This is a genomic window from Streptomyces sp. JJ66, assembly GCF_019303495.1.
Taxonomy (GTDB): domain Bacteria; phylum Actinomycetota; class Actinomycetes; order Streptomycetales; family Streptomycetaceae; genus Streptomyces.
In genome coordinates this window covers 35738-60266 of sequence record NZ_JAEVFI010000009.1, presented here as the reverse complement: position 1 = coordinate 60266, position 24529 = coordinate 35738, and the positions used below count along the sequence as shown (strand labels likewise).

At 72.1% G+C, this 24529-nt stretch carries 19 protein-coding genes, 1 tRNA gene and 2 pseudogenes; 13 read left to right on the top strand and 9 right to left on the bottom strand.

Features of this window, described 5'->3' with window-relative positions; all coding sequences use genetic code 11:
* The first annotated feature begins 9 nt into the window (after nucleotides 1–9).
* The 3 genes from JJV70_RS08670 to JJV70_RS08660 are packed head-to-tail and all read left to right on the top strand — an operon-like array spanning nucleotide 10 to nucleotide 2881.
* Nucleotides 10–1707, top strand: a complete 1698-nt coding sequence (locus JJV70_RS08670; protein ID WP_219047193.1) for an albusnodin/ikarugamycin family macrolactam cyclase — start codon at nucleotides 10–12, stop codon at nucleotides 1705–1707.
* Nucleotides 1650–2342, top strand: coding sequence for a lasso peptide biosynthesis B2 protein (locus JJV70_RS08665; protein ID WP_219047192.1), 693 nt, complete (start codon nucleotides 1650–1652; stop codon nucleotides 2340–2342). The genes JJV70_RS08670 and JJV70_RS08665 overlap by 58 nt, the downstream gene beginning before the upstream one ends.
* Nucleotides 2339–2881 (top strand): GNAT family N-acetyltransferase, encoded by a 543-nt coding sequence (locus JJV70_RS08660; protein ID WP_219047191.1) that lies wholly within the window; start codon nucleotides 2339–2341, stop codon nucleotides 2879–2881. The genes JJV70_RS08665 and JJV70_RS08660 overlap by 4 nt, the downstream gene beginning before the upstream one ends.
* A 188-nt stretch (nucleotides 2882–3069) precedes the next feature.
* On the opposite strand, the gene JJV70_RS08655 is transcribed toward JJV70_RS08660, so the two are convergent.
* Nucleotides 3070–3156: transfer RNA gene (locus JJV70_RS08655), tRNA-Leu, on the bottom strand.
* A gap of 141 nt (nucleotides 3157–3297) precedes the next feature.
* Here JJV70_RS08655 and JJV70_RS08650 point away from each other — a divergent pair.
* From JJV70_RS08650 to JJV70_RS23170, 3 genes are all read left to right on the top strand, one after another.
* Nucleotides 3298–4641 (top strand): M20/M25/M40 family metallo-hydrolase, encoded by a 1344-nt coding sequence (locus JJV70_RS08650; RefSeq protein WP_308294742.1) that lies wholly within the window; start codon nucleotides 3298–3300, stop codon nucleotides 4639–4641.
* A gap of 173 nt (nucleotides 4642–4814) precedes the next feature.
* On the top strand, nucleotides 4815–5048 hold the full coding sequence (locus tag JJV70_RS08645) for a chaplin (RefSeq protein ID WP_219047189.1): 234 nt from the start codon (nucleotides 4815–4817) through the stop codon (nucleotides 5046–5048).
* A 148-nt stretch (nucleotides 5049–5196) separates the two neighbouring features.
* The gene (locus JJV70_RS23170; RefSeq protein ID WP_219047188.1) at nucleotides 5197–6027 is read left to right on the top strand and encodes a chaplin; all 831 of its coding nucleotides are present in this window, start codon (nucleotides 5197–5199) and stop codon (nucleotides 6025–6027) included.
* A gap of 84 nt (nucleotides 6028–6111) precedes the next feature.
* Here JJV70_RS23170 and JJV70_RS08635 read toward each other — a convergent pair whose 3' ends face one another.
* Nucleotides 6112–6300, bottom strand: coding sequence for a DUF5703 family protein (locus JJV70_RS08635; RefSeq protein ID WP_219047187.1), 189 nt, complete (start codon nucleotides 6298–6300; stop codon nucleotides 6112–6114).
* A gap of 47 nt (nucleotides 6301–6347) precedes the next feature.
* Between JJV70_RS08635 and JJV70_RS08630 the strand changes: the two genes are divergently transcribed.
* Complete coding sequence (locus JJV70_RS08630; RefSeq protein ID WP_219047186.1) at nucleotides 6348–7100, top strand: hypothetical protein; 753 nt, start codon at nucleotides 6348–6350, stop codon at nucleotides 7098–7100.
* Here JJV70_RS08630 and JJV70_RS08625 read toward each other — a convergent pair.
* Both JJV70_RS08625 and JJV70_RS08620 read right to left on the bottom strand, forming a co-directional pair.
* On the bottom strand, nucleotides 7037–9304 hold the full coding sequence (locus JJV70_RS08625; RefSeq protein ID WP_374227262.1) for a helix-hairpin-helix domain-containing protein: 2268 nt from the start codon (nucleotides 9302–9304) through the stop codon (nucleotides 7037–7039). The genes JJV70_RS08630 and JJV70_RS08625 overlap by 64 nt on opposite strands.
* Nucleotides 9301–9450 (bottom strand): annotated as a pseudogene (locus JJV70_RS08620) (aldo/keto reductase); the annotation flags it as partial. The gene JJV70_RS08625 and the pseudogene JJV70_RS08620, both read right to left, overlap by 4 nt.
* Nucleotides 9451–9636: 186 nt before the next feature.
* Between JJV70_RS08620 and JJV70_RS08615 the strand changes: the two are divergent.
* From JJV70_RS08615 to mshC, 5 genes are all read left to right on the top strand, one after another.
* Nucleotides 9637–10692 (top strand): LLM class F420-dependent oxidoreductase, encoded by a 1056-nt coding sequence (locus JJV70_RS08615; protein WP_219047185.1) that lies wholly within the window; start codon nucleotides 9637–9639, stop codon nucleotides 10690–10692.
* A gap of 186 nt (nucleotides 10693–10878) precedes the next feature.
* Nucleotides 10879–11589 carry a histidine phosphatase family protein gene (locus tag JJV70_RS08610; RefSeq protein WP_219047184.1) on the top strand — a complete coding sequence of 237 codons (711 nt, stop codon included), beginning with the start codon at nucleotides 10879–10881 and terminating at the stop codon, nucleotides 11587–11589.
* Between the two features lie 67 nt (nucleotides 11590–11656).
* A complete protein-coding gene (locus JJV70_RS08605) occupies nucleotides 11657–12250 on the top strand; it encodes a DUF3090 domain-containing protein (protein ID WP_219047183.1) in 594 nt (197 codons plus the stop codon).
* The gene (locus tag JJV70_RS08600) at nucleotides 12247–13113 is read left to right on the top strand and encodes an SCO1664 family protein (protein ID WP_374227261.1); all 867 of its coding nucleotides are present in this window, start codon (nucleotides 12247–12249) and stop codon (nucleotides 13111–13113) included. Before JJV70_RS08605 ends, JJV70_RS08600 begins: the two co-directional genes overlap by 4 nt.
* A 136-nt stretch (nucleotides 13114–13249) precedes the next feature.
* A complete protein-coding gene (gene mshC, locus JJV70_RS08595) occupies nucleotides 13250–14479 on the top strand; it encodes a cysteine--1-D-myo-inosityl 2-amino-2-deoxy-alpha-D-glucopyranoside ligase (protein WP_219047182.1) in 1230 nt (409 codons plus the stop codon).
* Between the two features lie 202 nt (nucleotides 14480–14681).
* Here the strand turns inward: mshC and JJV70_RS08590 are convergent.
* The 5 genes and pseudogenes from JJV70_RS08590 to JJV70_RS08570 all read right to left on the bottom strand — a co-directional run.
* Nucleotides 14682–15519, bottom strand: a pseudogene (locus tag JJV70_RS08590) (PAC2 family protein); the annotation flags it as partial.
* 264 nt (nucleotides 15520–15783) lie between these two features.
* Nucleotides 15784–17397: a glycerol-3-phosphate dehydrogenase/oxidase gene (locus JJV70_RS08585; protein WP_219047181.1), complete on the bottom strand. Its 1614-nt coding sequence runs from the start codon at nucleotides 17395–17397 to the stop codon at nucleotides 15784–15786.
* 5 nt (nucleotides 17398–17402) lie between these two features.
* Entirely contained in the window at nucleotides 17403–18941 is a 1539-nt protein-coding gene (gene glpK / locus JJV70_RS08580; RefSeq protein ID WP_219047180.1) for a glycerol kinase GlpK, read from the bottom strand.
* Between the two features lie 35 nt (nucleotides 18942–18976).
* Nucleotides 18977–19756 (bottom strand): MIP/aquaporin family protein, encoded by a 780-nt coding sequence (locus tag JJV70_RS08575; RefSeq protein WP_219047179.1) that lies wholly within the window; start codon nucleotides 19754–19756, stop codon nucleotides 18977–18979.
* A 211-nt stretch (nucleotides 19757–19967) separates the two neighbouring features.
* Complete coding sequence (locus JJV70_RS08570; protein WP_219047178.1) at nucleotides 19968–20732, bottom strand: IclR family transcriptional regulator; 765 nt, start codon at nucleotides 20730–20732, stop codon at nucleotides 19968–19970.
* Nucleotides 20733–20976: 244 nt separating this feature from the next.
* Here JJV70_RS08570 and metH point away from each other — a divergent pair, with 244 nt between their 5' ends.
* Nucleotides 20977–24504: a methionine synthase gene (gene metH, locus JJV70_RS08565; protein WP_219047177.1), complete on the top strand. Its 3528-nt coding sequence runs from the start codon at nucleotides 20977–20979 to the stop codon at nucleotides 24502–24504.
* Nucleotides 24505–24529: the final 25 nt, after the last annotated feature.

Below are 24529 nucleotides of genomic sequence, written 5' to 3'. Positions count from 1 at the left end.
GGTGACGGCATGCGTTGGTTCGGTGGGGCACTCGCCCCCTATGGCAAGGCCCCGAGACCCGTGGGCGCTGATGCCCTATGGCAGAAGCCGGACGCCTGGGCCGTGGGCACTACGGTGCGTCAGGCGGAGAGCGAGGGCGGGCGGAGGTTGGGGGTGTTCGGCCCGTGCGGAGCGACGAACCCGGAACTTGAGCGGCTGGTCCGTTCCACGGACTTGCGAGAGTTCGACGCGGCGGCATCGGCCTGGCCTGGCTCCTATGCCCTTGCCCTGGACGACGGCGCGGGATCGTTCACCCTGTGGGCCGACCCGGCAGGCTCCTGCCCCCTGTACGTGGCAGAAGTCGATGGCGTGCCCGTGTGGGCCTCCAGTTCCTTGGCGCTCGCCTCCCTGTTGGGGAGTCGGCCGGACACGGCCTGGCTGGCAGCCCACCTCGCACACCCGACCGCCTGTGTCCCGGGGCGGTCGGCATGGACCGGGGTAGTGCAGATACCGCCGGGCTTCCGGTGGACGGCTCCGCGTGACGGGTCGCCGTTCTCCGTGCCGTACTGGCGGCCATGTTCTTCCACGTGGTCGGAGGTGGTGGAAAGGTTACGACTCGACCTGTCGGGCGGCGTGCTGGTCCGGGTGAGCGGGCGGGAAGTCTCCTCTGACCTGTCCGGCGGTCTGGACTCCAGCACTCTCACGGCCTATGCCGCGCAGTGCGGGCCAGTCCTGGGAGTCACCTTCCACCCCAAGGACCGGGAGTCGGGTGGGGACGTGGACCACGCCCGCACAGTGGCCCGTGCGTTCCCCTCCATCCGGCACCGGTTCATGGCCCTGGGGCGCGAGCACCTTCCGTTCACCGACCTGGACGCCTTGGTCCTGACCGACGAGCCGGCACCGTCCGCCGTGACCGTCGCGCAGCTCTGCCACGAGTTCGCTCTACTGTCGGAGGAGGGTGCTTCCGTGCATCTGACCGGGGATGGTGGTGACACCCTGTTCATGCCGCCTCCGGTCCACCTGGCAGATCTGGCCCGCTCCGGCCGCCTTGTCCGCCTAGCGCGTGATGCTCAGGCGTGGAGCCGCCTCTACCGTTCGAGCCCCTGGCCTGCTGTGGCGGCGGCCTGGAACGCGCCCGATCGGCTGGCAGGCGTAGCGCTCCCGAAGCCCTGGCTCACCCACCAGGCGACCACCCTGGCCGCGTCGGTCATCTCGCCGGAGACGGACGTTGACGGCTTGGACTACGCCGACCGCCACCTTCTCGCCGAAGCACGGTACGTCGGCCGTACCGCCGCGACGGAGAACCAGCTTGCCGGGGCGTACGGCATCGAGATGCACAACCCGTACACGGACGCCCGGGTTCTGGAAGCGGTGATGTCGGTCCCTGCCTCGGACCGATGGTCGGCCCGCCGGTACAAGCCGCTGCTTGCCGATGCGGTCGTGGGCCTTCTGCCCGGGGAGGTGGTGCGGCGCGGCTCAAAAGGGCTGTTCGCGGTGGACCACCACCACGGCCTACGTGCTAACCAGGCGAACGTCCTGGAGCTGGCTGACGGGTACCTGGCGGACCTCGGACTTGTACACCCGGCGGTCCTCCGCTCGCTTCTCCGGCGCGCCGTGCTCGGAGTGGACATTCCTTGGGGACTACTCGAACCGCTGCTCGGCACCGAGCTATGGCTACGTATCAGCGACACCGCAACCGAACGAGTCCGCTGGGAGGACAGGCCGTGAAGGTCCCCGCTCCGGGCCGTCACACCCGTACCGCACTGACCGGAGCGGCGGGCGTAGTCGTGAACTACCGGACCGGAACAACCATGGTCCTTACCGGCGATTCCCTCTCGCGCTGGCTCGACAGCCTGGAACACAGCGAAGCACCCGCCCCCGTCACGGTCCGTCCTTCGGAAACCTCATGGGGGACGAGTGAGTCAGCCGCACGGCTGGCCGCTCTGGCACCGCCCCCGTGGTCGTGGCGCATCGCGGCGAGCGTGCTTCTCGCGGGCACCCTCGCAACGCGCCATCTGGGACGAGGGCGCACGAGCTTCGGCCGCCTGGTACGGCTGGCGGAAGCAGGCGGCAACCTCCCTCGCCCGACCCGGGCGCACGCCAGCCTGGCAGTCCGGTCAGTCCGCTGGGCCGCGCGCCTGTTCCCCGCCCGTGTGGCATGTCTGGAGGAGTCCACGACAGCCGCGCTCCTGCTGGCGGCTGGCGGTCGTGGAGGAGCCTGGCGGCACGGCGTCGCCACCGATCCGATTCGGATGCACGCGTGGATCTGTGACGTTCACGGTCAGCCCGTCGAGGAACCGGCTCACACTGGGGACTACTCGCCCATCAACGGGCCAGAGCCAACGTCGAAGAGGTATCGATGACCGACCCGTACATCCTGCTCCCGGGCAAGCGCGTCAGCCTGGCCATGCCGGACCGCGACCACCTGCCCGACTACCACCGCTGGGAGAACGACCCCGGCACGATCCTGGGCTTCGGGACACAGGTCCCCCAGTCCTGGGAGGTCCGTGCCGGCGGATGGGAAGCGGCCGGACGGAACCGGGACTTCCCCCAGTTCGAGGTGATCACGACTGAGGAGCGCACTCCGGTCGGTCTCACCACCCTCCAGATCGACCCAGCCGTTCGAACCGCCGAGTACGTCATCCTGCTCGCGCCGGACGCGCGAGGCAAAGGGCTGGCCACGGAGGCGACGGCCCTGACGCTGCGGTGGGCATTCGAGTACGCCGCGCTGCGGATGGTCTGGCTGAAGGTACTGGAGCCCAACGCAGGAGGGCTCGCCGCCTATGAGAAGGCCGGGTTCAAACCCGCCGGTCGCCTGCGTCAGTCCGGCTACTGGCGCGGTCGGCCCTGCGATGAACTCCTGATGGACGCGGTAGCGGAAGAATTTCCCGCTGCCCTCTGAGGTGACGAACTGATCCCGGAGCCCTGGCGGGCTTCCCTCCGCCGGGGCCTGGCGTCCGGCTTCCGTACCCCTGCCTCAGGCACTCTCACCGATGTGCCGGTACAAGGTGGCCCGGGAGATTCCGTCACGTGGTTGGACACGCCACAGCCAAAGAAACAGAAAGACCCCAGGCGAGCCGGGGTCCTAGTTGGTGTCCGAGGGGGGACTTGAACCCCCACGCCCTTAACGGGCACTAGCACCTCAAGCTAGCGCGTCTGCCATTCCGCCACCCGGACCGGTGGGCCGTGCGGGCCGTGCCGCTCGGCGCGCCGCCCACGATAGCACTGGATACCGGCCCGCTGATCACCCTGGTCTTGGGGCGGGGCGCGGGACGGGTCAGGATGGGGAACGGAACGAAGTCACCCCCTGGAGGCAGTGTGAGCGAGTCGAGCGCGACCCCGGCCCTAAGCGGCGTCCCCGGCGTCACCGGTGAGGAGGAAGTTGTCGGCATCTGCCGCGACCTCATCCGCATCGACACCAGCAACTACGGCGACGACAGCGGACCCGGTGAGCGGGCGGCGGCCGAGTACGTCGCGGCGCAGCTCGCCGACGTGGGGCTGGAACCGGAGATCTTCGAGTCCCGCCCCGGCCGGGCTTCGACGGTCGTACGCATCCCCGGAGCTGACCGGTCCCGCCCCGGACTGCTCATCCACGGCCACCTCGACGTCGTCCCGGCCAACGCCGACGACTGGCGGCACCACCCGTTCTCCGGTGAGATCGCCGACGACTGCGTGTGGGGGCGCGGCGCGGTGGACATGAAGGACATGGACGCCATGACGCTCGCCGTTATCCGCGACCGCGTGCGCACCGGCCGCACACCACCGCGCGACATCGTGCTCGCCTTCCTGGCCGACGAGGAGGCTGGCGGACGCCTCGGCTCCCGCTACCTGGTCGATCACCGGCCCGAGCTGCTGGAGGGCGTCACCGAGGGCATCGGCGAGGTGGGCGGCTTCTCCTTCACCGTCAACGAGAACCTGCGCCTGTACCTGATCGAGACCGCGCAGAAGGGCATGCACTGGATGCGGCTCACCGTGGACGGCACCGCCGGGCACGGCTCGATGACCAACAACGACAACGCCATCACCGAACTGTGCGAGGCCGTCGGACGGCTGGGGCGGCACAAGTTCCCCGTCCGCGTGACCAAGACGGTCCGCGCCTTCCTCGACGAGCTCTCCGACGCGCTCGGCGTCGAACTCGACCCGGAGGACATGGAGGAGACGCTGGCCAGGCTGGGCGGCATCGCCAAGATCATCGGCGCCACCCTGCAGAACACCGCCGCGCCCACCCAGCTCGGCGCGGGCTACAAGGTCAACGTCATCCCCGGCCAGGCCACCGCGCATGTGGACGGGCGCTTTTTGCCCGGGCACGAGGAGGAGTTCCTGGCCGACCTCGACCGGGTGCTCGGTCCCCGCGTCCGGCGCGAGGACGTGCACGCGGACAAGGCGCTGGAGACGACCTTCGACGGCGACCTGGTGGCGGCGATGCAGTCTTCGCTCGTCGCCGAGGACCCGGTCGCCCGGGCGGTGCCCTACATGCTCTCCGGCGGCACCGACGCCAAGCAGTTCGACGACCTGGGCATCCGCTGCTTCGGCTTCGCGCCGCTCAAGCTGCCGCCGGAGCTGGACTTCGCCGGGATGTTCCACGGGGTGGACGAGCGCGTCCCCGTGGAGGGGCTGAAGTTCGGCGTGCGGGTGCTCGACCGGTTCATCGACCAGTGCTGAAACCGTCCTGACCAGGCGTTTCGCCGGACGCGTGCGGATGCTGGCCCTCGCGCGTCTGTGCGACCTTCACTATCACGGGTGAATGCCGCCTCTGAAACGTAGCCCCACCCTGCACTCCTCGTTACATGGGGTGCGGTCCGTGGCTGGGATCGCATTGCCAACAAGGAGGAACAATGATCAAGAAGGTCGTCGCCGCTGCGGCTGCCACCGGTGGCCTGGTTCTCGCGGGTGCGGGCGTTGCCGTCGCCGACGCCGACGCCGACGGTGCCGCTGTCAACTCCCCGGGCGTCGTGTCCGGCAACGTGATCCAGGTGCCGGTCCACGTGCCGATCAACCTGTGCGGCAACACGATCGATGTCATCGGCGTGCTGAACCCGACCTTCGGCAACGTCTGCATCAACGACTGACGTCGCAGTTGACTGAGCCCGTGAGGGTTTGATGCCGAGCCCCGGAGCGCGAGCCATGCGCTCCGGGGCTGTCAGTTCCGGCGAGCCGAGGCCCGCGGCCTACGCGGAACCGCTCGCCGTCCCGCCAGCAAGAAGACAGGAAGCAACCATGCGACAGGTCACCAGGAAGGGCCTGATCACCATCGTGGCCGCGGGCGGGGTGCTCGCCCTCACCGGCGGCGCGGCCCAAGCGGACGCGGACGCCGACGGTGCCGCCGCCAACTCGCCCGGTGTGGGCTCGGGCAACACCATCCAGGTGCCAGTGCACGTGCCGGTGAACATCTGCGGCAACACCGTGAACGTCATCGGCATCCTCAACCCGGCGTTCGGCAACAGGTGCGAGAACGACGGCGACCACGACCACTACGGGCACCACGGCCACCACGGCTCCAGTGACCGCAGTGGCGGCGGCGCCGATGCCGACGGCGTGGCGGCGAACTCGCCCGGCGTGGTCTCGGGCAACACCATCCAGGCCCCCATCCACGTGCCGGTGAACGCCTGTGGCAACAGTGTTGACGTCATCGGCGTCCTCAACCCGGCGTTCGGCAACAAGTGCGTGAACAACGGCTCTCCGGAGAAGCCGGACCACGAGTGGCCGGACCACGAGAAGCCGGACCACGAGAAGCCCGATCACGAGAAGCCGGACCACGAGAAGCCCGATCACGAGAAGCCCGATCACGAGAAGCCGGACCACGAGAAGCCCGAGGGTGAGAAGCCCGAGGGTGAGAAGCCCGAGGCGCCGCGTGTCAACCAGCCCGAGGACAAGGAGCACGACGCCGGGAAGGACAACCTCACCCCGGCCGGTGACCGCTCCGAGCCGCACGGCCAGCTCGCCGAGACCGGCGCGTCCAGCCTGAGCACCGTGCTCCCGGTGGGCGTCGGCATGATGCTCGGCGGCTACGTGCTGTACCGCCGCGCCCGCGTCGCCGCCCAGCGCTGACCCCACGCGCGCACGCCCCTTGCGGGCCCCGCCGTCACGGCGGGGCCCGCAGGGCTGTTCAGGGGGGACGCCGACCCGTGCGGTTCACCACGTCGCCCGCAGCTGGCGGATGATCCGGCGGCGCAGCCGCACCCGGCGGCTGCCGTCCGGGTTCAGGCGCAGCCGGTCCAGCTCCCAGTGGCCGTACTCGGCCTGGTCGGTCAGCAGACGCGTGGCGGCGCTCCGGGAGACCCCACGCGGTACGTACACATCGCGAAATTCATATTCCGGCATCGCATCCATTGTGCGGATGGGGCCCGGCTACGGATAGCGTCTGCTGTATGTCTGATGTTGCGCAGCCCACCGCTGCCGAGGTACGCGCGTCCGTGGAAGCCCTGAAGTCCGCCCTCGACCGTCACCTCGCCGCTATCGAACGCCGCGCCCGCGGCACCCGCGGGGCTGCCGCCGACGCCGCCGTCAACGCCGCCTACGACGCCCTCGCTGCCGCCGGGGAGGCGTATGACGCGCTGCTGTACGGCGCCTACGACGAGGTCACGCCCTTCGAAATCCCGAACGACGAGAGCACCCACGCCTACCTCGGACCTGACGAACCGACCGCGCTGAGCGTCTACATGCGGCGCGACTACACCGTCAGCGACACCCTGCGCCTGCTCGCCCAGGCCCAGCGCGTCACCGATCTGGACCCGGACGCCGTGGACCTGACGCAGGGCGAGGCGGAGACCCCGGGCAGCAGCGTGCACGCCGCGCTCGGGGTGATCTTCGGTGAGTTCGAGCCCGACGAGCTGGCCACCCGGCACCGGGAGTTCGGCCTGGAGGAGGGCGACTCCACCCTGTGGGTCGTCGCCGACGACGAGCCCGCCGAGCCGGGGGAGTGGCTTGACCAGCCCTTCGACGGAGCCGACCCCGCCCGCGTCGTCTGCCGCTATGACATCAGCACCGTCTTCGACGAGGACGAGAGCATCCCCGCCAAGGGCGGAGCCGACGAGGACGACGGCGATGACGACGGCGATTACGGTGACGAGGAAGGCGACGAGGAACCGGAGGATGACGCACCGGCCGTCTCAGCCCGCTGATCCTCCGCCCCCGGCCGGGGGCGCAACAGCGTCCGCAGCCGCGTCGTGCGCTGCGCCCCCGGCCGCTCCGCGACCGCACGCGGCAGCGCGGAGTCCACGCCATGCACCACCGACAGGTGCCGCTCTGCCCGCCCGAACGCGGTGTAGACCCACGGCCGGTCCAGCGCCTCCACCGCGTCGCCCGGCAGCACCACCACCGCCGCGGGCCAGCGCAGGCCCGCGGCCTGGTGCGCGGTGATCGCCCAGCCGTGCCGCAGGGTCACGCCCACGCGGTCCCTGGCCACCGTCCACGCCGAGCCGTCCGCCCCCGCCACCCGCAGCCCGCGCTCGTCCGCGCCCGCCACGGCCCCGAGCACGACTCGGCCCGGCGCCACGGAATAGACCACCCGGTCGCCCGGGTCGAAACCGCCGAAGCGGCCGGGGCCAGCGTTGAGCCGTTCTTTCAGCGCGGCGTTCAGCGCCCGCGTGCCCGCCCCGCCTCCGTGCCCCGGCGTGATCACCTGGGTGTCGGCGGCCTCGATGCCCAGCGCGCGCGGCACCGAGTCGGCCACCAGCTGCACGGTGCGGTGCACGGCCTCGGCCGCCTCCCGCACCGGCACGATGACGACCTCCCTGCCCGGCGCCTCCACCTGCGTCAGCTCGCCGACGCCGACCTCCGACACCAGCTCGCCCAGCGGGCCCGGATCGGGCGTGCGGGACACCACCCGCGGGCACACCTGTGCCGCCAGCACGTCGCCGAGCACCTCACCGGGGCCAGCGGAGCCGAGCAGCGCCGGGTCACCGCTGAGGACCAGCCGTGCCCCGTCCGGCAGCGCCTCCACCAGCGCGGCGGCGGTCTCGACGTCCAGCAGCGGCGCGTCGAGCACGGCCAGCACGTCCAGCGCGAGCGTGCCGTCCTCCTGCCGCCCCGGGCCCTCCCGCCCGCTCAGCAGCCCGGCGACGGTCACGGCAGCCTCCCCGCCGGGCTCCTCCGCTGCCTGCCTGCCCGGTTCGTCCGCCGTCCGCACACCGGGGCCGGGGTGCGCGGCCCCTGCCCCCTGGCCGCCGGACGGGTCGGGCGGTTCCGTGCCCCCGGGCGCGCCCGGGTCCGCCGAGGCGTCCGAGGAGCTAGCCCGCGGGGCTGCCGGAATGAGCGCCGCCGTCCGCTGCCTGCCCTGCACCGTGTGCACCGCCGCGCAGGCGCGCAGCCCCACGGCCCGGGCGGCGGCCACGACGGCCGCCGGTTCCCCCCGGGCCGCCTCGCCGCCGGTGTGCACCACGAGCCCGCTGCCCGCCACCGCCCGCACCAGCTCGGCCGCCGAGGGCGAGGGCGCGGCCCCGCCCGCCGTGGCCCAGCGCCGCGTCTCCTCCTCCCCGGGGGCCGCGAAGGTGCTCAGGAGGCGGTGCAGGCCGTCCGCGAGGCTTTCCTCCGCCAGCGCCCAGCGTTCCAGACCCACGAACAGCGGCACCGGCGCCTCGGCGTCCTCCGGCTCGCCCTCGAATACCAGGAGCGCCCCGGTGTCCACCGCCTCGCGCACCGCTTCCTCCGGCTGCGGGACGCCGTACTGGGCCAGCCCGCGCGCCAGCGCCCCGGCGCCGAGCACGGTGTGGCCGGAGCGGGCCGCGCGCTCCAGCAGCCACTGCGCCAGCGCCTGCGCCCGCCGGGGCTCGCCCGGGCTGCTCTCGGCCCCCAGCGCCGTGGCGAACGCGTCCGCCTGCTCGGGCCGCACGCCCGCGACGGCCAGCAGCCGCCACGGGTCTTCCCGCAGCTCCTTCGCGGCGCCAGGACCCAGGGCGTGGGCCACGGCCGGGGCCAGCGACTCGGGTGCGCCACCGGAGGCGAGGACCTGCGGCACCTCCGGCGGCACCGCCACCGGTTCGCCCGCGCCCGCCTCCGGGCCGGATCGCGCGGGTCCGGGACGCGCCGGGGCGGCCGGGGCCGGGCGGGGCGCGCGCGGCGGCTCGGGCGCGGCGTAGAACTCGGCCGCCGACCGCTCCCCGCTCTCCACCGCCCGCACGGCGGCCATCAGCTCCGCGGCCTTGCCGGCCGGCCCACCACTCCCGGCACCCGGCCCGCGCTCAGCTTCGTCCGCCCTGGCCGCGCCCTGGCTGCCCCGCGCGTCCGGTGCGCCGTCCCCGCTCCGCGCGTCCCCTTCCCCGCCCGCGCGGCGGTCCGTCAGGCCCGCGTGGCCGGTCTCGCGGGGCGTGTCCTCGGAGGTGCTCACAGCGTGCTCCAGTCGTGGTCGGGCTGGCGGTGCACCGGGGCCGACCCGTCCTCCAGCGTCCGGATGATCTCGTCTGGAAGACTAAGCGTCTCCACCGACAGCGCCTCCGTGAACTGCTCGGTCGTCCGCGCGCCCGCCAGCGTCGCCGTCCGCCGCGCTGCCCCGTCCTGCCCGCCGGGCTGCCTGGCCGAAGCCAGGGGAACCCAGACCGAGCCGCGACGCGCGCAGGCCACCGCGGCGCGCTGGCGCGGCTTCATGACCGTTGAGAGTGCTTCCGCCGGTCGCGTACAGTCCCGCACACCACCGTGTTACTGGAAAGTAAGGGAGTGGTTATGAGGCTCGGGATCAACCTCGGCTACTGGGGCGCCGGGATGGACCAGGACAACCTCGCTGTCGCTCAGGAAGCCGACCGGCTCGGCTACTCCGTGTGCTGGGCAGCCGAAGCCTACGGCTCGGACGCGCCCACGGTGCTGGCGTGGGTCGCCGCGCAGACCGAACGCATCGACGTCGGCTCGGGCATCTTCCAGATCCCCGCCCGCACCCCGGCCATGACGGCGATGACCGCCGCCACGCTGGACTCACTGTCCGGCGGCCGGTTCCGCCTGGGCCTGGGCGTCTCCGGGCCGCAGGTTTCCGAGGGCTGGTACGGGGTGAAGTTCGACAAGCCGCTCTCCCGCACCCGCGAGTACGTCGAGATCGTCCGCAAGGCGCTGTCCCGCGAGCGCCTCACCCACGTTGGCGAGCACTGGACCCTGCCGCTGCCCGACGGGCCCGGCAAGCCGATCAAGCTCACCGTCCACCCGGTGCGCGATCACGTACCGCTCTACATCGCCGCGATCGGCCCGAAGAACCTCCAGCAGACCGGTGAGATCGCCGACGGCGCCCTGCTGGTCTTCTTCGCCCCCGAGCACGCCGAAGCCACCACGCTCGGCCCGGTGCGCGCGGGCCGGGCCACCGCGGGCAAGGACCTGGACGGCTTCGACATCTGCCCCACCGTCCCCATGGCCATCGGCGACGACGACCAGATCAGCGCCCTCGCCGACTTCTTCCGGCCCTACACCGCGCTGTACGTCGGCGGCATGGGCAGCCGCAAGCAGAACTTCTACAACAAGCTCGCCCAGCGCATGGGCTACGAGAAGGAAGCCGCCGAGATCCAGGACAGGTACCTGGCTGGCGACAAGGACGGCGCCGCCGCGGCCGTCCCGCAGCAGCTGATCGACTCCACCACGCTGCTGGGCAGCGTCGAGCGCGTCGCCGACCGCATGCGCGCCTACGCCGAAGCCGGTGTCACCACGCTGTCCCTCGCCCCGGCCGGGTTCACCCTGGACGAGCGCATCGCCGCACTCCGCGCTGGCGTCGAGGCCCTGGAGCGCTCCGGCACCGCGTGACGCCTCCGGCACCGCGCAACGCGCCCCGGGCAGATCTGCGGCCGTGGTGGGGGCTCGGGGTCAACCCCGCCACGGCCGTCACCATCCCAACGCCCGCCCCCCGCCCCGGGTTACGGGCACCACCCGGACACCCGCCCCAGCGGCACCGCTGCCCGCCGCGTGTCGGCGGCGCCTACCCTGGCACCCATGCCCACGTTGCTGCTCGTGCGCCACGGCCGATCGACCGCGAACACCTCCGGCCTGCTCGCGGGCCGCACTCCCGGCGTCGCCCTAGACGACCAGGGTGAGGCCCAGGCCGCCGCGCTGACCGCCCGGCTCGCCGACCTGCCGCTGGCCCTGGCCGTCCACAGCCCGCTGCTGCGCTGCCGCCAGACGCTCCAGCCGCTGGCCGACGCCCGCCCGGACCTGCCGCTGTACGAGGATGAGCGGATCGCCGAATGCGCGTACGGCGACTGGACCAACCGCAAGCTCAGCGAGCTGGCCGGGGAGCCGTTGATGGCCGCCGTCCAGCAGCATCCGAGCTCCGTCACGTTCCCCGGCGGGGAGACGATGCGCGGCATGCAGCAGCGTGCCGTGGACGCCGTGCGCGACTGGAACGAGCGCGTCACCGCCGAGCACGGCGCGGATGCCGTGTACCTGATGTGTTCCCACGGGGACATCATCAAATCGGTCGTCGCCGACGCCCTCGGCCTGCACCTGGACCTCTTCCAGCGGGTGAGCGTCGAGCCCGGCTCCGTCACCGCGATCCGCTACACCCCGCTGCGCCCCTTCCTGGTGCGCCTGGGCGACACCGGCAGCCTCGCCGCGCTCGCCCCGCGTGAGCCCGAGGGGGAGGCCGGGGGCACCGCACCCGCCCCGGGCAGCGACAGTGACGCCGCGGTCGGGGGCGGTGCGTGAGTCAGTGGATCACCCGGCGCAGTAGGGTGCCACTGAACCCCAATTATCTAGTGCTCTGGAGCAGGACGTGTCCCGTCAGGTGTTCCTCTACGACCCGCCGGACCGATTCGTCGCCGGCACGGTCGGGCTGCCCGGACGGCGCACCTTCTACCTCCAAGCCTCCGCCGAGGGCCGCACGACGAGCGTCGCGCTGGAGAAGGCCCAGGTGGAGGCGCTGGCCGAGCGGATCGACGAGCTGCTGGACGAGGTGGTGCGGCGCAGCGGCGGCAGCACCGCCGTCCCGGCCGTCGCGCCCAGCGAGCTGACCGACAGCGAGCCGCTGCACTCGCCGGTGGACGAGGAGTTCCGCGTGGGCACGATGGCGCTGGCCTGGGACAGTGACAGCGAGCGCATGGTCGTCGAGGCGCAGGCGCTCGTCGCGGTGGAGGCCGAGTCCGAGGAGTCGATGGCCGAGGCCGAGGAGCGGCTGCTGCACGACGACGAGAACGGGCCGCCGATGTTGCGCGTGCGCATCACCGGGCCGATGGCGCGGGCGTTCGCCAAGCGCGCCATGGAGGTCGTCAACGCGGGCCGCCCGCCGTGCCCGCTGTGCAGCCTCCCGCTGGACCCGGAGGGTCACGTCTGCCCGCGCCAGAACGGGTACCGCCGCGGGGAAGCGTGAACCACCCCGAGTCTCCGCAGCCCGCCGGTGCCGCCCCGGGTCCCGCTCCCGAGGCCGCGGCCCGGCTGCTTGCCGACGGTGAGCTGACGCTCGCCGGGCGCATCGCCGACGCGTCCAACGGCGTCTTCTACGGCACCGTCACCGCCGACGGCACCACCCTGCCCTGCGTGTACAAGCCCGTCGCCGCAGAGCGCCCGCTGTGGGACTTTCCGTCCGGCACGCTCGCCGCCCGCGAGGTCGCCGCCTACGCGGTGTGCCGGGCGCTGGGCTGGGAGCTGGTGCCGCCCACGGTGCTGCGCGACGGCCCGTTCGGCCAGGGCATGTGCCAGCAGTGGATCGGCCCGCCTCCCGACGCCGACGAGGCGCCCCCCAGCGGTGCCGACGGCCTGCTCGCGCTCGTCGCCGGTGACCAGCCCGAGCCCGGCTGGAAGGCGATCGGTTTCGCGGAGACCGAACCCGGGCATACCGCGCTGCTGGTGCACGCCGACGACGCGCGCCTGCGCCGCCTGGCCGTGCTGGACGCCGTCATCAACAACGCCGACCGCAAGGGCGGCCACCTGCTGCCCCTGCCCGACGGGCGGCTCTACGCCATCGACCACGGCGTCACCTTCCACACCGACGACAAGCTGCGCACCCTGCTGTGGGGCTGGGCGGGCGAGCCGCTGCCCGACGCTCTCCGCGACCCCCTGCACCGTCTGACGAGCGCCCTCACGCCCGGCGCGCCCCTGGCCGGACAGCTGGCCGCACTGCTCAGCGACGTCGAGCTGGAGGCCTTGCGCAAGCGGGTGGCGGGTCTGCTCAGCAGTGGGCGGCACCCGCTGCCCAGCGGCGACTGGCCCGCCATCCCGTGGCCGCCGGTGTGACCCAGCCCCGGCTCTGCCCCGGAACTTTCCACCGGCCACACCGGCGTCCGCGCGCAAGAACGCCTTTTCGGCCAGCCGCATCCGCCAGGCCCGGCCCGTTCGATGCCAGAACCGCCGTGCGGTTACGCTCATGACCATGCATGCCTGGCCCGCATCCGAGGTCCCCGCCCTGCCTGGCAGCGGCCGCGACCTCGCGATCCACGACACCGCCTCCGGCGGTCGGGTGAGACTCACCCCCGGTCCCGTCGCCCGCCTCTACGTCTGCGGCATCACGCCGTACGACGCGACCCACCTGGGTCACGCGGCGACCTACAACGCGTTCGACCTCGTCCAGCGCGTGTGGCTCGACACCAAGCGCCAGGTCCACTACGTGCAGAATGTCACCGACATCGACGACCCGTTGCTGGAGCGGGCCGTGGCCACCGGCCAGGACTGGACCGAGATCGCCGAGCGCGAGACGGCCCTGTTCCGCGCGGACATGACCGCCCTGCGCATGCTCCCGCCGCGCCAGTTCATCGGCGCCGTGGAGTCGATACCGGCCATCGTGCCGATCGTCGAACGGCTCCGCGAGGCCGGTGCCGCCTACGAACTCGACGGCGACATCTACTTCTCCGTGGCGGCCGATGCGCACTTCGGCGAGGTCTCCGGGCTGGACGCCGCCACCATGCGCGCCCTGTCCGCCGAACGCGGCGGCGACCCGGAACGCCCGGGCAAGAAGAACCCGCTCGACCCGCTGCTGTGGGTGGCCGCCCGCGACGGCGAACCACACTGGGACGGCGGCTCCCTGGGCCAGGGAAGGCCCGGATGGCACATCGAGTGCGTCGCCATCGCGCTGGAACACCTCGGCATGGGCTTCGATCTCCAGGGCGGCGGCTCCGACCTGGCCTTCCCGCACCACGAGATGGGCGCCTCGCACGCCCAGGCCCTCACCGGCAGCCACCCCTTCGCGCAGACCTACGTGCACGCCGGGATGGTGGCCCTCGACGGCGAGAAGATGTCGAAGTCCAGGGGCAACCTCGTCTTCGTCTCCACCCTGCGCCGCGACGGCACTGATCCCGCCGCGATCCGGCTGGCCCTGCTGGCCCACCACTACCGGGCCGACTGGGAGTACACCGACGCGGTACTGGACGCCGCCGTCGCCCGCCTCGCCCGCTGGCGCGCGGCCGTCTCCCGGCCCGACGGACCGCCCGCGGAGGAGCTCGTCGAGCAGATCCGCGCCGCTCTCGCCGACGACCTGGACGCGCCCCGCGCGCTGGCGGCCGTGGACGCGTGGGCGCAGCGCCAGCACGCGGACGGCGGCACGGACGAGGGTGCCCCGGGCCTGGTCTCCCGCGCGGTGGACGCGCTGCTGGGCGTCGCCCTGTAGCGGCGCCCCGGGCTCGTCAACGCCACCCGCCGCGTAGTGTGCCGCACCCGCTCGCCCGGCCCACACCGGTCGCGGGCGAGCGGGTGGACCATCCCGTGTCAGCCGGGCCGGGCGCGTCAGGCGACGCGCACCCCGGGCACCGGCCGGGCACGCTAGGCGGGCGGCTCGCCCGGGTCGTCGGCGTCGTCACCGCGCGAGGACGGCGGCCGCCGTCGCAGGTACCGCTCGAACTCCCGGGCGATCGCCTCGCCCGACGCCTCCGGCAGCTCCGCCGTGTCGCGGGCCTCCTCCAGCGACTGCACGTATTCCGCCACCTCGCTGTCCTCGGCCGCGAGCTGGTCCACACCCACCTGCCAGGCCCGCGCGTCCTCCGCCAGGTCGCCCAGCGGGACCCGCACGTCCAGCAGGTCCTCCAGCCGGTTCAGCAGGGCCAGCGTCGCCTTGGGGTTGGGCGGCTGCGAGACGTAGTGCGGCACCCCGGCCCACAGGCTCACCGCCGGTACCCCGGCGTGTGTGCACGCCTCCTGAAGAATGCCGACGATGCCCGTCGGCCCCTCGTACCGCGACTCCTCCAGGTTCAGCGTGCGCGCCAGATCCGGGTCGGAGGTGACGCCGGTGACCGGCACGGGCCGGGTGTGGGGTGTGTCGCCGAGCAGCGCGCCCAGCACCACGACCATCTCCACGCCCAGCTCGTGCGCGAACCCCAGCAGCTCGTTGCAGAACGAACGCCACCGCATGCTGGGCTCGATGCCGCGCACCAGCACCAGGTCGCGCGGCTTGTCCCCGCTCACGCGCACGACCGACAGCCGCGTCGTCGGCCAGGTGATCTTACGCACGCCGTGGTCGAGCCACACCTGCGGCCGGTTCACCTGGAAGTCGTAGTAGTCCTCCGCGTCCAGCGCGGCGAACACCTCGCCCTTCCACTCCTCGTGCAGGTGTCCCACCGCGCTGGAGGCCGCGTCACCCGCGTCGTTCCAGCCCTCGAACGCGGCCACCATGACCGGGTCGACCAGCTCGGGAACACCCTCCAGCTCGATCACCCAGCGCCTCCTTCGTCGCGGACAGTTTCGCGGAGTCAGCCTACGGCGTGGGATCGTCAGCGCCGCAGTCCGAGACCGGCCATACCGCTGTCCACCAGGCGTCACCCAGCCGCGCCGGTGGACGCCGTCGAAGCCCAGCTCCAGCACGGTGCGCGCGCTCGCCAGGGACACCGTCGCGCGAGCCCACGCTGTGACCCCCCGGCCCTGTGTAGCAGCAGTTGGGGAGGCACTCTGCCACACAGGTCCGGGGGTGCGCGGTGGCGGTCAGGCCGGGCGCTGCTCCAGCAGCTCCTCGACGCGGGTCCTGACCTCCGGGGTGTCCAGGCCGCGCACCGTGAGTGTGGTGCGGCGGCGCAGCACGTCGTCGGCGCTGACAGCCCACTCGTGGTCCCGGGCGTAGACAGCCTGCGCCCAGATCTCCGGCCCGTCCGGGTGGATGCGCTCGCCCAGCGCCGGGTCCTCGGCCACCAGACGGGCGATGTCAAAGGCCAGCGACCCGTAGTGGGTGGCCAGGTGACGCGCGGTCAGCGGGTCGATACGGCCGCCGGGCTCGCGGTCCACCAGCAGGCGGTGCGCGACGGCGTTCGGGTTCGCCACCCCGGGCAGCGGCGTCCGGCGGGGGAGCGCGGAGACCGGCTGCATGTCCTCAGCCAGCGCCCCGCCCGGCAGCTTCGCCAGCCGGTTCATCACCGTGCGGCCGATGTGCCGGTACGTCGTCCACTTGCCGCCAGCCACTGACAGCATCCCGCCGCTGCCCTCGGTGACGACGGTCTCCCGCTTCGCGGACTCCACGCCGCCAGGACCGCCCGGCAGCACCCGCAGGCCCGCGAAGGCGTAGGTGATCAGGTCGGGGTTCAGGTGCTCGTCGCGGACCGAGACGGCGGCCTCGGACAGGATCTGCTCGATGTCGTCCCCGGTCGCGCTCACCTCGCCCGGGTCGCCCTCGTACGGTTCGTCGGTGGTGCCCAGGAGCAGCATGTCCTCCCACGGCAGGGCGAAGGTGATGCGGTACTTGTCGATCGGCGTCGCCATCGCCGCCCGCCACGGCGCCTTGCGCTTGAGCACCAGGTGGGCGCCCTTGGAGAGCCGGATGCTGGGCGCCGCGCCCGTGTCCTCCATCCGGCGCAGGTGGTCCACCCACGGGCCGGTCGCGTTCAGCACCAGCCGGGCGTCGATGCCGAACTCGGTGCCGTCGGTCCGGTCGCGCAGCTCCGCGCCGGTGACCCGCCCACGGGTGAAGCGCAGGCCGGTCACCTCGGCGTGGTTGAGCACCACGGCACCGGCGGCCACCGCCGCCCGCACCGTCATGACCGCGACCCGCGCATCGTTCATCTGGTGGTCGCCGTAGACGGCCACCGCCTTGAGGTTGTCGGTGCGCAGCCCCGGGTTGTCGGCGGCGGCGCGGGCGGGGGAGATGACCCGGCCCACGCCGTCACCGAACGCGGAGAGCGCCGAGTAGGCGAACACGCCCGCGCCCAGCTTGGCCGCGCCGTGCGGACCGCCCTTGTAGACCGGCAGGTAGAACGTCAGCGGGTTGACCAGGTGCGGCGCCACGTCCTTGGCCAGCACCCGCCGCTCGTGGTGGTTTTCGGCCACCAGCTTCACCGAACCGGTCTGCAGGTAGCGCAGCCCGCCGTGCACCAGCTTCGAGGACGCGGAGGAGGTGGCGCCGGCGAAGTCACCGGCGTCCACCATCGCCACCCGCAGCCCCGACTGCGCCGCGTGCCAGGCCACCGAGGTGCCCAGGATGCCACCGCCGACCACCAGCAGGTCGTACGTCGCCCGGGCGAGCACGTCCCGGGTCTCGGCACGTCCCGGGTTGGCACCGGCGCTCGGGTGCGCCCCCAGCGAGGGGACGCTCTGCGGGATGGTGTTCATGTCGATCAGTTCTCCTCTTCGATCCAGCCCATGGTCCGCTCGACGGCCTTGAGCCAGTTCTTGTATTCGCGGTCGCGCACGGCCGCGTCCATACGGGGGGTCCACTCGGCCGCGCGGCGCCAGTTGGCGCGCAGCTCGTCGGTGCCCGACCAGAAGCCGACGGCGAGCCCGGCGGCGTAGGCGGCACCCAGGCAGGTGGTCTCGGCGACCATCGGGCGCACCACGGGGGCGTCCAGGACGTCCGAGATGTTCTGCATCAGCAGGTTGTTGGAGGTCATGCCGCCGTCCACCTTGAGGGCGGTCAGCTCGACGCCGGAGTCCTTGGCCATCGCGTCGACGATCTCCCGCGTCTGCCAGGCGGTGGCCTCCAGCACCGCCCGCGCCAGGTGCGCCTTGGTGACGTAGCGGGTGAGACCGGCGATGACACCGCGGGCGTCGGAGCGCCAGTAGGGGGCGAACAGGCCGGAGAAGGCGGGCACGAAGTAGGCGCCGCCGTTGTCCTCCACCGAGCTGGCCAGCGTCTCGATCTCGGCCGCGGTGCTGATCATGCCCATCTGGTCGCGCATCCACTGCACCAGGGCGCCGGTGACGGCGATGGCGCCCTCCAGCGCGAACACCGGCTTCTCGTTCCCGATGCGGTACCCGACCGTGGTCAGCAGGCCGTTGTAGGAGTTGACCGGCTTGTGCCCGGTGTTCATCAGCAGGAACGTGCCGGTGCCGTAGGTGGACTTGCCCTCACCGGTGGCGAAGCACGTCTGCCCGAACAGCGCCGCCTGCTGGTCGCCGAGCGCGGAGGCCACCGCCACGCCCGCCAGGACGCCGCTCGCGGCCTCGCCGTACACCTCGGCGGAGGAGCGGATCTGCGGCAGCACGGCCATCGGCACGTCCATGGACGAGGCGATCTTCTCGTCCCACTCCATGGTGTGCAGATTCATCAGCAGGGTGCGCGAGGCGTTGGTGACGTCGGTGACGTGCACGCCGCCGTCCGGGCCGCCGGTGAGGTTCCAGATGACCCAGGAGTCCATGGTGCCGAAGAGGATCTCGCCGCGCTCGGCCCGCTCGCGCAGCCCCCCGACGTTGTCCAGCAGCCAGCGGATCTTCGGACCGGCGAAGTACGAGGCCAGCGGCAGCCCGGTGTCGCGCCGGAAGCGGTCCTGGCCCACGTTGCGGCCCAGCTCCCGGCACAGCGCGTCGGTACGGGTGTCCTGCCAGACGATGGCGTTGTGCACCGGCTCGCCGGTGGCCTTGTCCCACAGCACGGTCGTCTCGCGCTGGTTGGTGATGCCGATGGCCTTCACCTCGTCGCGGCTGATCTCCGCCTTGCGGATGGCGCCCTCGATCACCTCCTGGACGTTCGTCCAGATCTCCGAGGCGTCGTGCTCGACCCAGCCCGGCTTGGGGAAGATCTGCTCGTGCTCCTTCTGATCGACGGCGACGATGCGGCCGTCCCGGTCGAAGACGATGCAGCGGCTGGAGGTGGTGCCCTGGTCGATCGCGGCGATGTAGCCGGGGTGGGCGGCGGCGGTGGAGTGGTTCTCAGTCATGGCGGTGCTCCTGTTCCTCTTTCAGTGGGCGGCGGTCAGGCGAACGCGAGCTGGTACAGCCCGCCGGCGAGGGCGCCGCCGATCAGCGGGCCGACGACCGGTACCCAGGCATAGCTCCAGTCTGACCCGCCTTTGTTGCGCAGGGGGAGCAGCGCGTGCACGATTCGCGGGCCGAGGTCGCGCGCGGGGTTGATGGCGTACCCGGTTGGCCCACCGAGGGAGAGGCCGATACCGACGACGACCAGGGCGACCATCAGCACACCGGCGCCGGACAGGGCGAGCCCTTCGTTGGTGCCCATCACCAGGATGGCGATGACCAGCACGAACGTCGCGATGATCTCCGTGGCCAGGTTCTGCACGGGGTTGCGGATCTCCGGGCCGGTGGCGAAGACGCCGAGCACCGGGCCGGGCGCGTCGCTGACGGCGGTCTTGGTGGCCTGCGCACCCGGACCGCCGACGATCTCCCGGTCGCTGAGGTGGGCGGCGAAGTGGCCGTAGTAGGCGACCCACACCAGGAAGGCGCCGATCATCGCGCCGAGCAGCTGTCCGCTGAAGTAGTACGGCACCGTCTCCCAGGCGTTCTCCTTGATCGCCAGGCCCACGGTGACGGCCGGGTTCAGGTGGGCGCCGGAGGTGCCCACGGACACGTAGGCGCCGGTCAGGACGGCGAAGCCCCAGCCGAAGGTGATCGCCAGCCAGCCCGCGTTGAACGCCTTGCTGCGCTTGAGGACGACACCGGCGACGACGCCGCCGCCGAGCAGGATGAGGACAGCGGTTCCGATGACCTCGCCGAGGAAAATGTCGGAGTTAGACACTCGCGACTCCTTTGTTCACAGGGGAAGGCGGAACCGGTCCCGTCCGGTGTTCGACAATGTCGACCGCCGAACGGCAGTTTTATCCTCCCACTCACCCCCGTCAAGACTCCAGTCACCCCCTCTCCACCCCGTTTCCAAATCGTGCTCATGCGGCACGAGGCGCCGTGCCCGGGCGCCACGGCGGGGCGAACCCTGGCTGACGCGGGACTGGCTAGAAGCGGCTGGCGCCCAGGTCGCGGGAGACCGCGCGGGCGCAGTCACGGACGGCGGCCACCAGCTCCGGGCGGAGCGCGCCGTCCACGCACACCCGCTCCACCGCGCCGGTGATACCCACCGCGCCCACCGGCAGCCGGCGCCGGTCGTGGATGGGGGCGGCGATGGACGCCACCCCCTCCCACGTCTCCTCCACATCGGACGCCCAGCCCCGCGCCCTGGTGAGGTCCAGGCACTCCTCCAGCCCGGCCAGCGAGGTCACCGTCCGCTCGGTGAACGATTCCCGCCCGGCCTCGACCAGTTCGCTGTGCGCCACCGGGTCGTAGGCCGCCAGCACCTTGCCCACCGCCGTGCTGTGCAGGGGCTGCATGGCACCGATCTCCAGCACCTGGCGGCTGTCGTCGGGCCGGAAGACGTGGTGCACCACCAGCACGCCGCCGTGGTGCAGCACGCCCAGGTACACCGCCTCACCGCTGCTGCGGGCCAGGTCGTCGGACCACACCAGGGCCCGCGCCCGCAGCTCGTGCACGTCCAGGTAGCTGTTGCCCAGCCGCAGCAGCTCCGCGCCGAGCTGGTAGCGCCCGGACGCCTCGTCCTGCTCGACGAAGCCCTCCTGTTGCAGCGTCCGCAGCAGCCCGTGCGCGGTGCCCTTGGCGAGCCCGAGCGTGGAGGCGATGTCGGAGAGGCCGAGGCGGCGCTCACCGCCCGCGAGCAGCCGCAGCACCGCTGCCGCCCGCTCCAGAGACTGAATGCTCCGGGCCATCGGACAACCTCTCTTCGCTTTCCGCTGGACACCTGGCTCCGGCTCCCAGCACCGCCGACACCCTCGGTCGGCATTGCCGAACGGTAGCGGATCATGCCGATGGCCGGTAGCCGACCAGATGGTACGGCCGTCCACGCTGCGGAACGCCCCCGGGCCGCGTTCGCCGCCCCGATACCCTGACGTGGTGCCCGCCGCCCACGCGCCGGGCAAAGCCGACAGCCGTCGCACCACAGGGAGCACCCAGATGTCCTCGACGTCGCCCACCTCCGCCTCGCCCACGCGAGCGACCCACGCAGACCGCGTCCAGTCCTTCCGGGACGCACTGGCCTCACGCGTGGTGGTCGCCGACGGCGCGATGGGCACCATGCTGCAGGCGCAGGACCCGACACTGGACGACTTCGAGCAGCTGGAAGGCTGCAACGAGATCCTCAACCTCACCCGGCCGGACATCGTGCGTTCCGTGCACCAGGAGTATTTCGCGGCCGGGGTGGACTGCGTGGAGACGAACACCTTCGGCGCGAACCACGCGGCGCTGGGGGAGTACGACATCACCGGGCGGGTCTTCGAGCTGTCCGAGGCCGGAGCCCGGCTGGCCCGGGAAGTCGCCGACGAGTTCACCGACGGCGACGGGCGGCCCCGCTGGGTGCTCGGCTCGATGGGCCCCGGCACCAAGCTGCCGACCCTCGGCCACGCCTCCTACGACGTCTTGCGCGACGCCTACCAGCGCAACGCCGAGGGCATGATCGCCGGTGGTGCGGACGCGCTGCTGGTGGAGACCACCCAGGACCTGCTCCAGACCAAGGCGGCGGTCATCGGCGCCCGGCGCGCCCTGGCCGCCACCGGCCTGGAGCTGCCCATCATCTGTTCGGTCACCGTCGAGACGACCGGCACGATGCTGCTCGGCTCGGAGATCGGTGCCGCGCTGACGGCGCTGGAACCGCTGGGCATCGACATGATCGGCATGAACTGCGCCACCGGCCCCGCCGAGATGAGCGAGCACCTGCGCTACCTGGCCCGCCACTCCCGCGTCCCGCTGGCGTGTATGCCGAACGCCGGTCTGCCGGTGCTGGGCAAGGACGGCGCGCACTACCCGCTGACGGCGCCGGAGCTGGCCGACGCCCAGGAGCAGTTCGTCACCGACTTCGGCCTGTCCCTGGTCGGCGGCTGCTGTGGCACCACGCCCGAGCACCTGCGCCAGGTCGTCGAGCGCGTCCGGGACCTGCGGCCCGCCGAGCGCACCCCGCGCCCGGAGCCGTCGGCGTCCTCGCTCTACCAGGCGGTGCCCTTCCGCCAGGACACCGCGTACCTGGCGATCGGCGAGCGCACCAACGCCAACGGGTCGAAGAAGTTCCGCACCGCCATGCTGGAGGGCCGGTGGGAGGACTGCGTGGAGATGGCGCGCGACCAGATCCGCGAGGGCGCCCACATGCTGGACCTGTGCGTGGACTACGTCGGCCGGGACGGCGCGGCGGACATGAGGGAACTCGCCGGACGCTTCGCCACCGCCTCCACCCTGCCGATCGTCCTGGACTCCACGGAGGTGGAGGTGATCCAGGCGGGCCTGGAGAAGCTGGGCGGCCGCGCGGTGATCAACTCCGTGAACTACGAGGACGGCGACGGCCCCCACTCCCGGTTCGCGAAGGTCACCGCCCTGGCGGCCGAACACGGCGCCGCGCTGATGGCACTGACCATCGACGAGGAGGGCCAGGCCCGCACCGCCGGGCACAAGGTCGCCATCGCCGAACGCCTCATCGCCGACCTGACGGGCAACTGGGGCATCCGCGAGTCGGACATCATCATCGACTGCCTGACATTCACCATCTGCACCGGCCAGGAGGAGTCCCGCCGCGATGGCATCGAGACCATCGAGGCCATCCGCGAACTCAAGCGCCGCCACCCCCAGGTGCAGACCACACTCGGGCTGTCGAACATCTCCTTCGGCTTGAACCCGGCCGCGCGCATGGTGCTGAACTCCGTCTTCCTGGACGAGTGCGTCAAGGCCGGACTGGACTCCGCCATCGTCCACGCGTCCAAGATCCTGCCCATCGCGCGGCTGGAAGAGGAGCAGGTCACCACCGCGCTGGACCTCATCTACGACCGGCGCGCCGAGGGCTACGACCCGCTGCAGAAGCTGCTCGCGCTGTTCGAGGGCGTGGACACCAAGGCGATGCGGGCGACGAAGGCCGAGGAGCTGGCCGCGCTGCCGCTGGACGAACGGCTCCAGCGCCGCATCATCGACGGTGAACGCAACGGGCTGGAAGCCGACCTGGACGCCGCGCTGGCCGAGCGCCCCGCCCTGGAGATCGTCAACGAGACGCTGCTGGCCGGGATGAAGACCGTCGGTGAGCTGTTCGGCTCCGGGCAGATGCAGCTGCCGTTCGTGCTCCAGTCCGCGGAGGTGATGAAGACCGCGGTGGCGTACCTGGAGCCGCACATGGAGAAGACGGACGAGGCGGGCAAGGGCACCATCGTGCTGGCCACCGTGCGCGGGGACGTGCACGACATCGGCAAGAACCTCGTGGACATCATCCTCTCCAACAACGGCTACAACGTCGTGAACCTGGGCATCAAGCAGCCCGTCTCGGCGATCCTGGACGCCGCCGGCGAGCACAAGGCGGACGTGATCGGCATGTCCGGGCTGCTGGTGAAGTCCACGGTGATCATGAAGGAGAACCTGGAGGAGCTGAACGCGCGCAAACTCGCGGCCGACTACCCCGTCATCCTCGGCGGAGCCGCCCTCACCCGCGCCTACGTCGAGCAGGACCTCCACGAGGTGTACGAGGGCGAGGTCCGCTACGCGCGCGACGCCTTCGAGGGGCTGCGCCTGATGGACGCCCTGATCGCCGTCAAGCGCGGCGTTCCCGGTGCCTCCCTGCCCGAGCTCAAGCAGCGCCGGGTCCGGGGGCGGGAAGGCGGACTGCCCGAGGCCGCCCCGCTGGACGACACCACCCGCTCCGACGTCGCCACCGACCACCCGGTGCCCGCCCCGCCGTTCTGGGGCACCCGGATCGTCAAGGGCGTCCAGCTGGCCGAGTACGCCTCCTGGCTGGACGAGGGCGCGCTGTTCAAGGGGCAGTGGGGCCTGAAGGAAGCCCGCACCGGCGACGGCCCGTCCTATCAGGAGCTGGTGGAGACCGAGGGTCGCCCCCGCCTGCGCGGCTGGCTGGACCGTCTGCAGACGGACAACCTGCTGGAGGCCGCCGTCGTCTACGGCTACTTCCCCTGCCATGCCGAGGGTAACGATCTCGTCGTCCTGGCCGAGGACGGCACCGAGCGCACCCGGTTCACCTTCCCGCGCCAGCGCCGGGGCCGCCGGCTGTGCCTGGCCGACTTCTTCCGGCCAAAGGAGTCGGGCGAGACGGACGTCGTCGGACTCCAGGTGGTCACCGTCGGCTCCCGGATCGGGGAGGCGACGGCGGAGCTGTTCGCGTCCGACTCCTACCGCGACTACCTGGAACTGCACGGCCTGTCCGTCCAGCTCGCCGAGGCGCTGGCCGAGTACTGGCACGCCCGCGTCCGCGCTGAGCTGGGCTTCGCCGGCGAGGACCCGGACAACGTCGAGGACATGTTCGCCCTGAGATACCGCGGCGCCCGCTTCTCCCTGGGCTACGGGGCCTGCCCCGACCTGGAGGACCGGGCCAAGATCGCCGACCTGCTGCAGCCCGAGCGCATCGGCGTGAAGCTGTCCGAGGAGTTCCAGTTGCACCCCGAGCAGTCCACCGACGCCATCGTCATCCACCACCCGGAGGCGAAGTACTTCAACGCGCGTTAGCCGGTCGTCGTACAATGATCAGTCC

Coding starts and splice junctions, on each gene's coding strand:
- JJV70_RS08670 (WP_219047193.1), top strand. CDS start 10: ATGCGTTGGTTCGGTGGGGCACTCGCCCCCTATGGCAAGGCCCCGAGA.
- mshC (WP_219047182.1), top strand. CDS start 13,250: ATGCATGCCTGGCCCGCATCCGAGGTCCCCGCCCTGCCTGGCAGCGGC.
- JJV70_RS08660 (WP_219047191.1), top strand. CDS start 2,339: ATGACCGACCCGTACATCCTGCTCCCGGGCAAGCGCGTCAGCCTGGCC.
- JJV70_RS08610 (WP_219047184.1), top strand. CDS start 10,879: ATGCCCACGTTGCTGCTCGTGCGCCACGGCCGATCGACCGCGAACACC.
- JJV70_RS23170 (WP_219047188.1), top strand. CDS start 5,197: ATGCGACAGGTCACCAGGAAGGGCCTGATCACCATCGTGGCCGCGGGC.
- glpK (WP_219047180.1), bottom strand. CDS start 18,941: ATGACTGAGAACCACTCCACCGCCGCCGCCCACCCCGGCTACATCGCC.
- JJV70_RS08630 (WP_219047186.1), top strand. CDS start 6,348: ATGTCTGATGTTGCGCAGCCCACCGCTGCCGAGGTACGCGCGTCCGTG.
- metH (WP_219047177.1), top strand. CDS start 20,977: ATGTCCTCGACGTCGCCCACCTCCGCCTCGCCCACGCGAGCGACCCAC.
- JJV70_RS08665 (WP_219047192.1), top strand. CDS start 1,650: ATGGCTACGTATCAGCGACACCGCAACCGAACGAGTCCGCTGGGAGGA.
- JJV70_RS08570 (WP_219047178.1), bottom strand. CDS start 20,732: ATGGCCCGGAGCATTCAGTCTCTGGAGCGGGCGGCAGCGGTGCTGCGG.
- JJV70_RS08585 (WP_219047181.1), bottom strand. CDS start 17,397: ATGAACACCATCCCGCAGAGCGTCCCCTCGCTGGGGGCGCACCCGAGC.
- JJV70_RS08645 (WP_219047189.1), top strand. CDS start 4,815: ATGATCAAGAAGGTCGTCGCCGCTGCGGCTGCCACCGGTGGCCTGGTT.
- JJV70_RS08635 (WP_219047187.1), bottom strand. CDS start 6,300: ATGCCGGAATATGAATTTCGCGATGTGTACGTACCGCGTGGGGTCTCC.
- JJV70_RS08615 (WP_219047185.1), top strand. CDS start 9,637: ATGAGGCTCGGGATCAACCTCGGCTACTGGGGCGCCGGGATGGACCAG.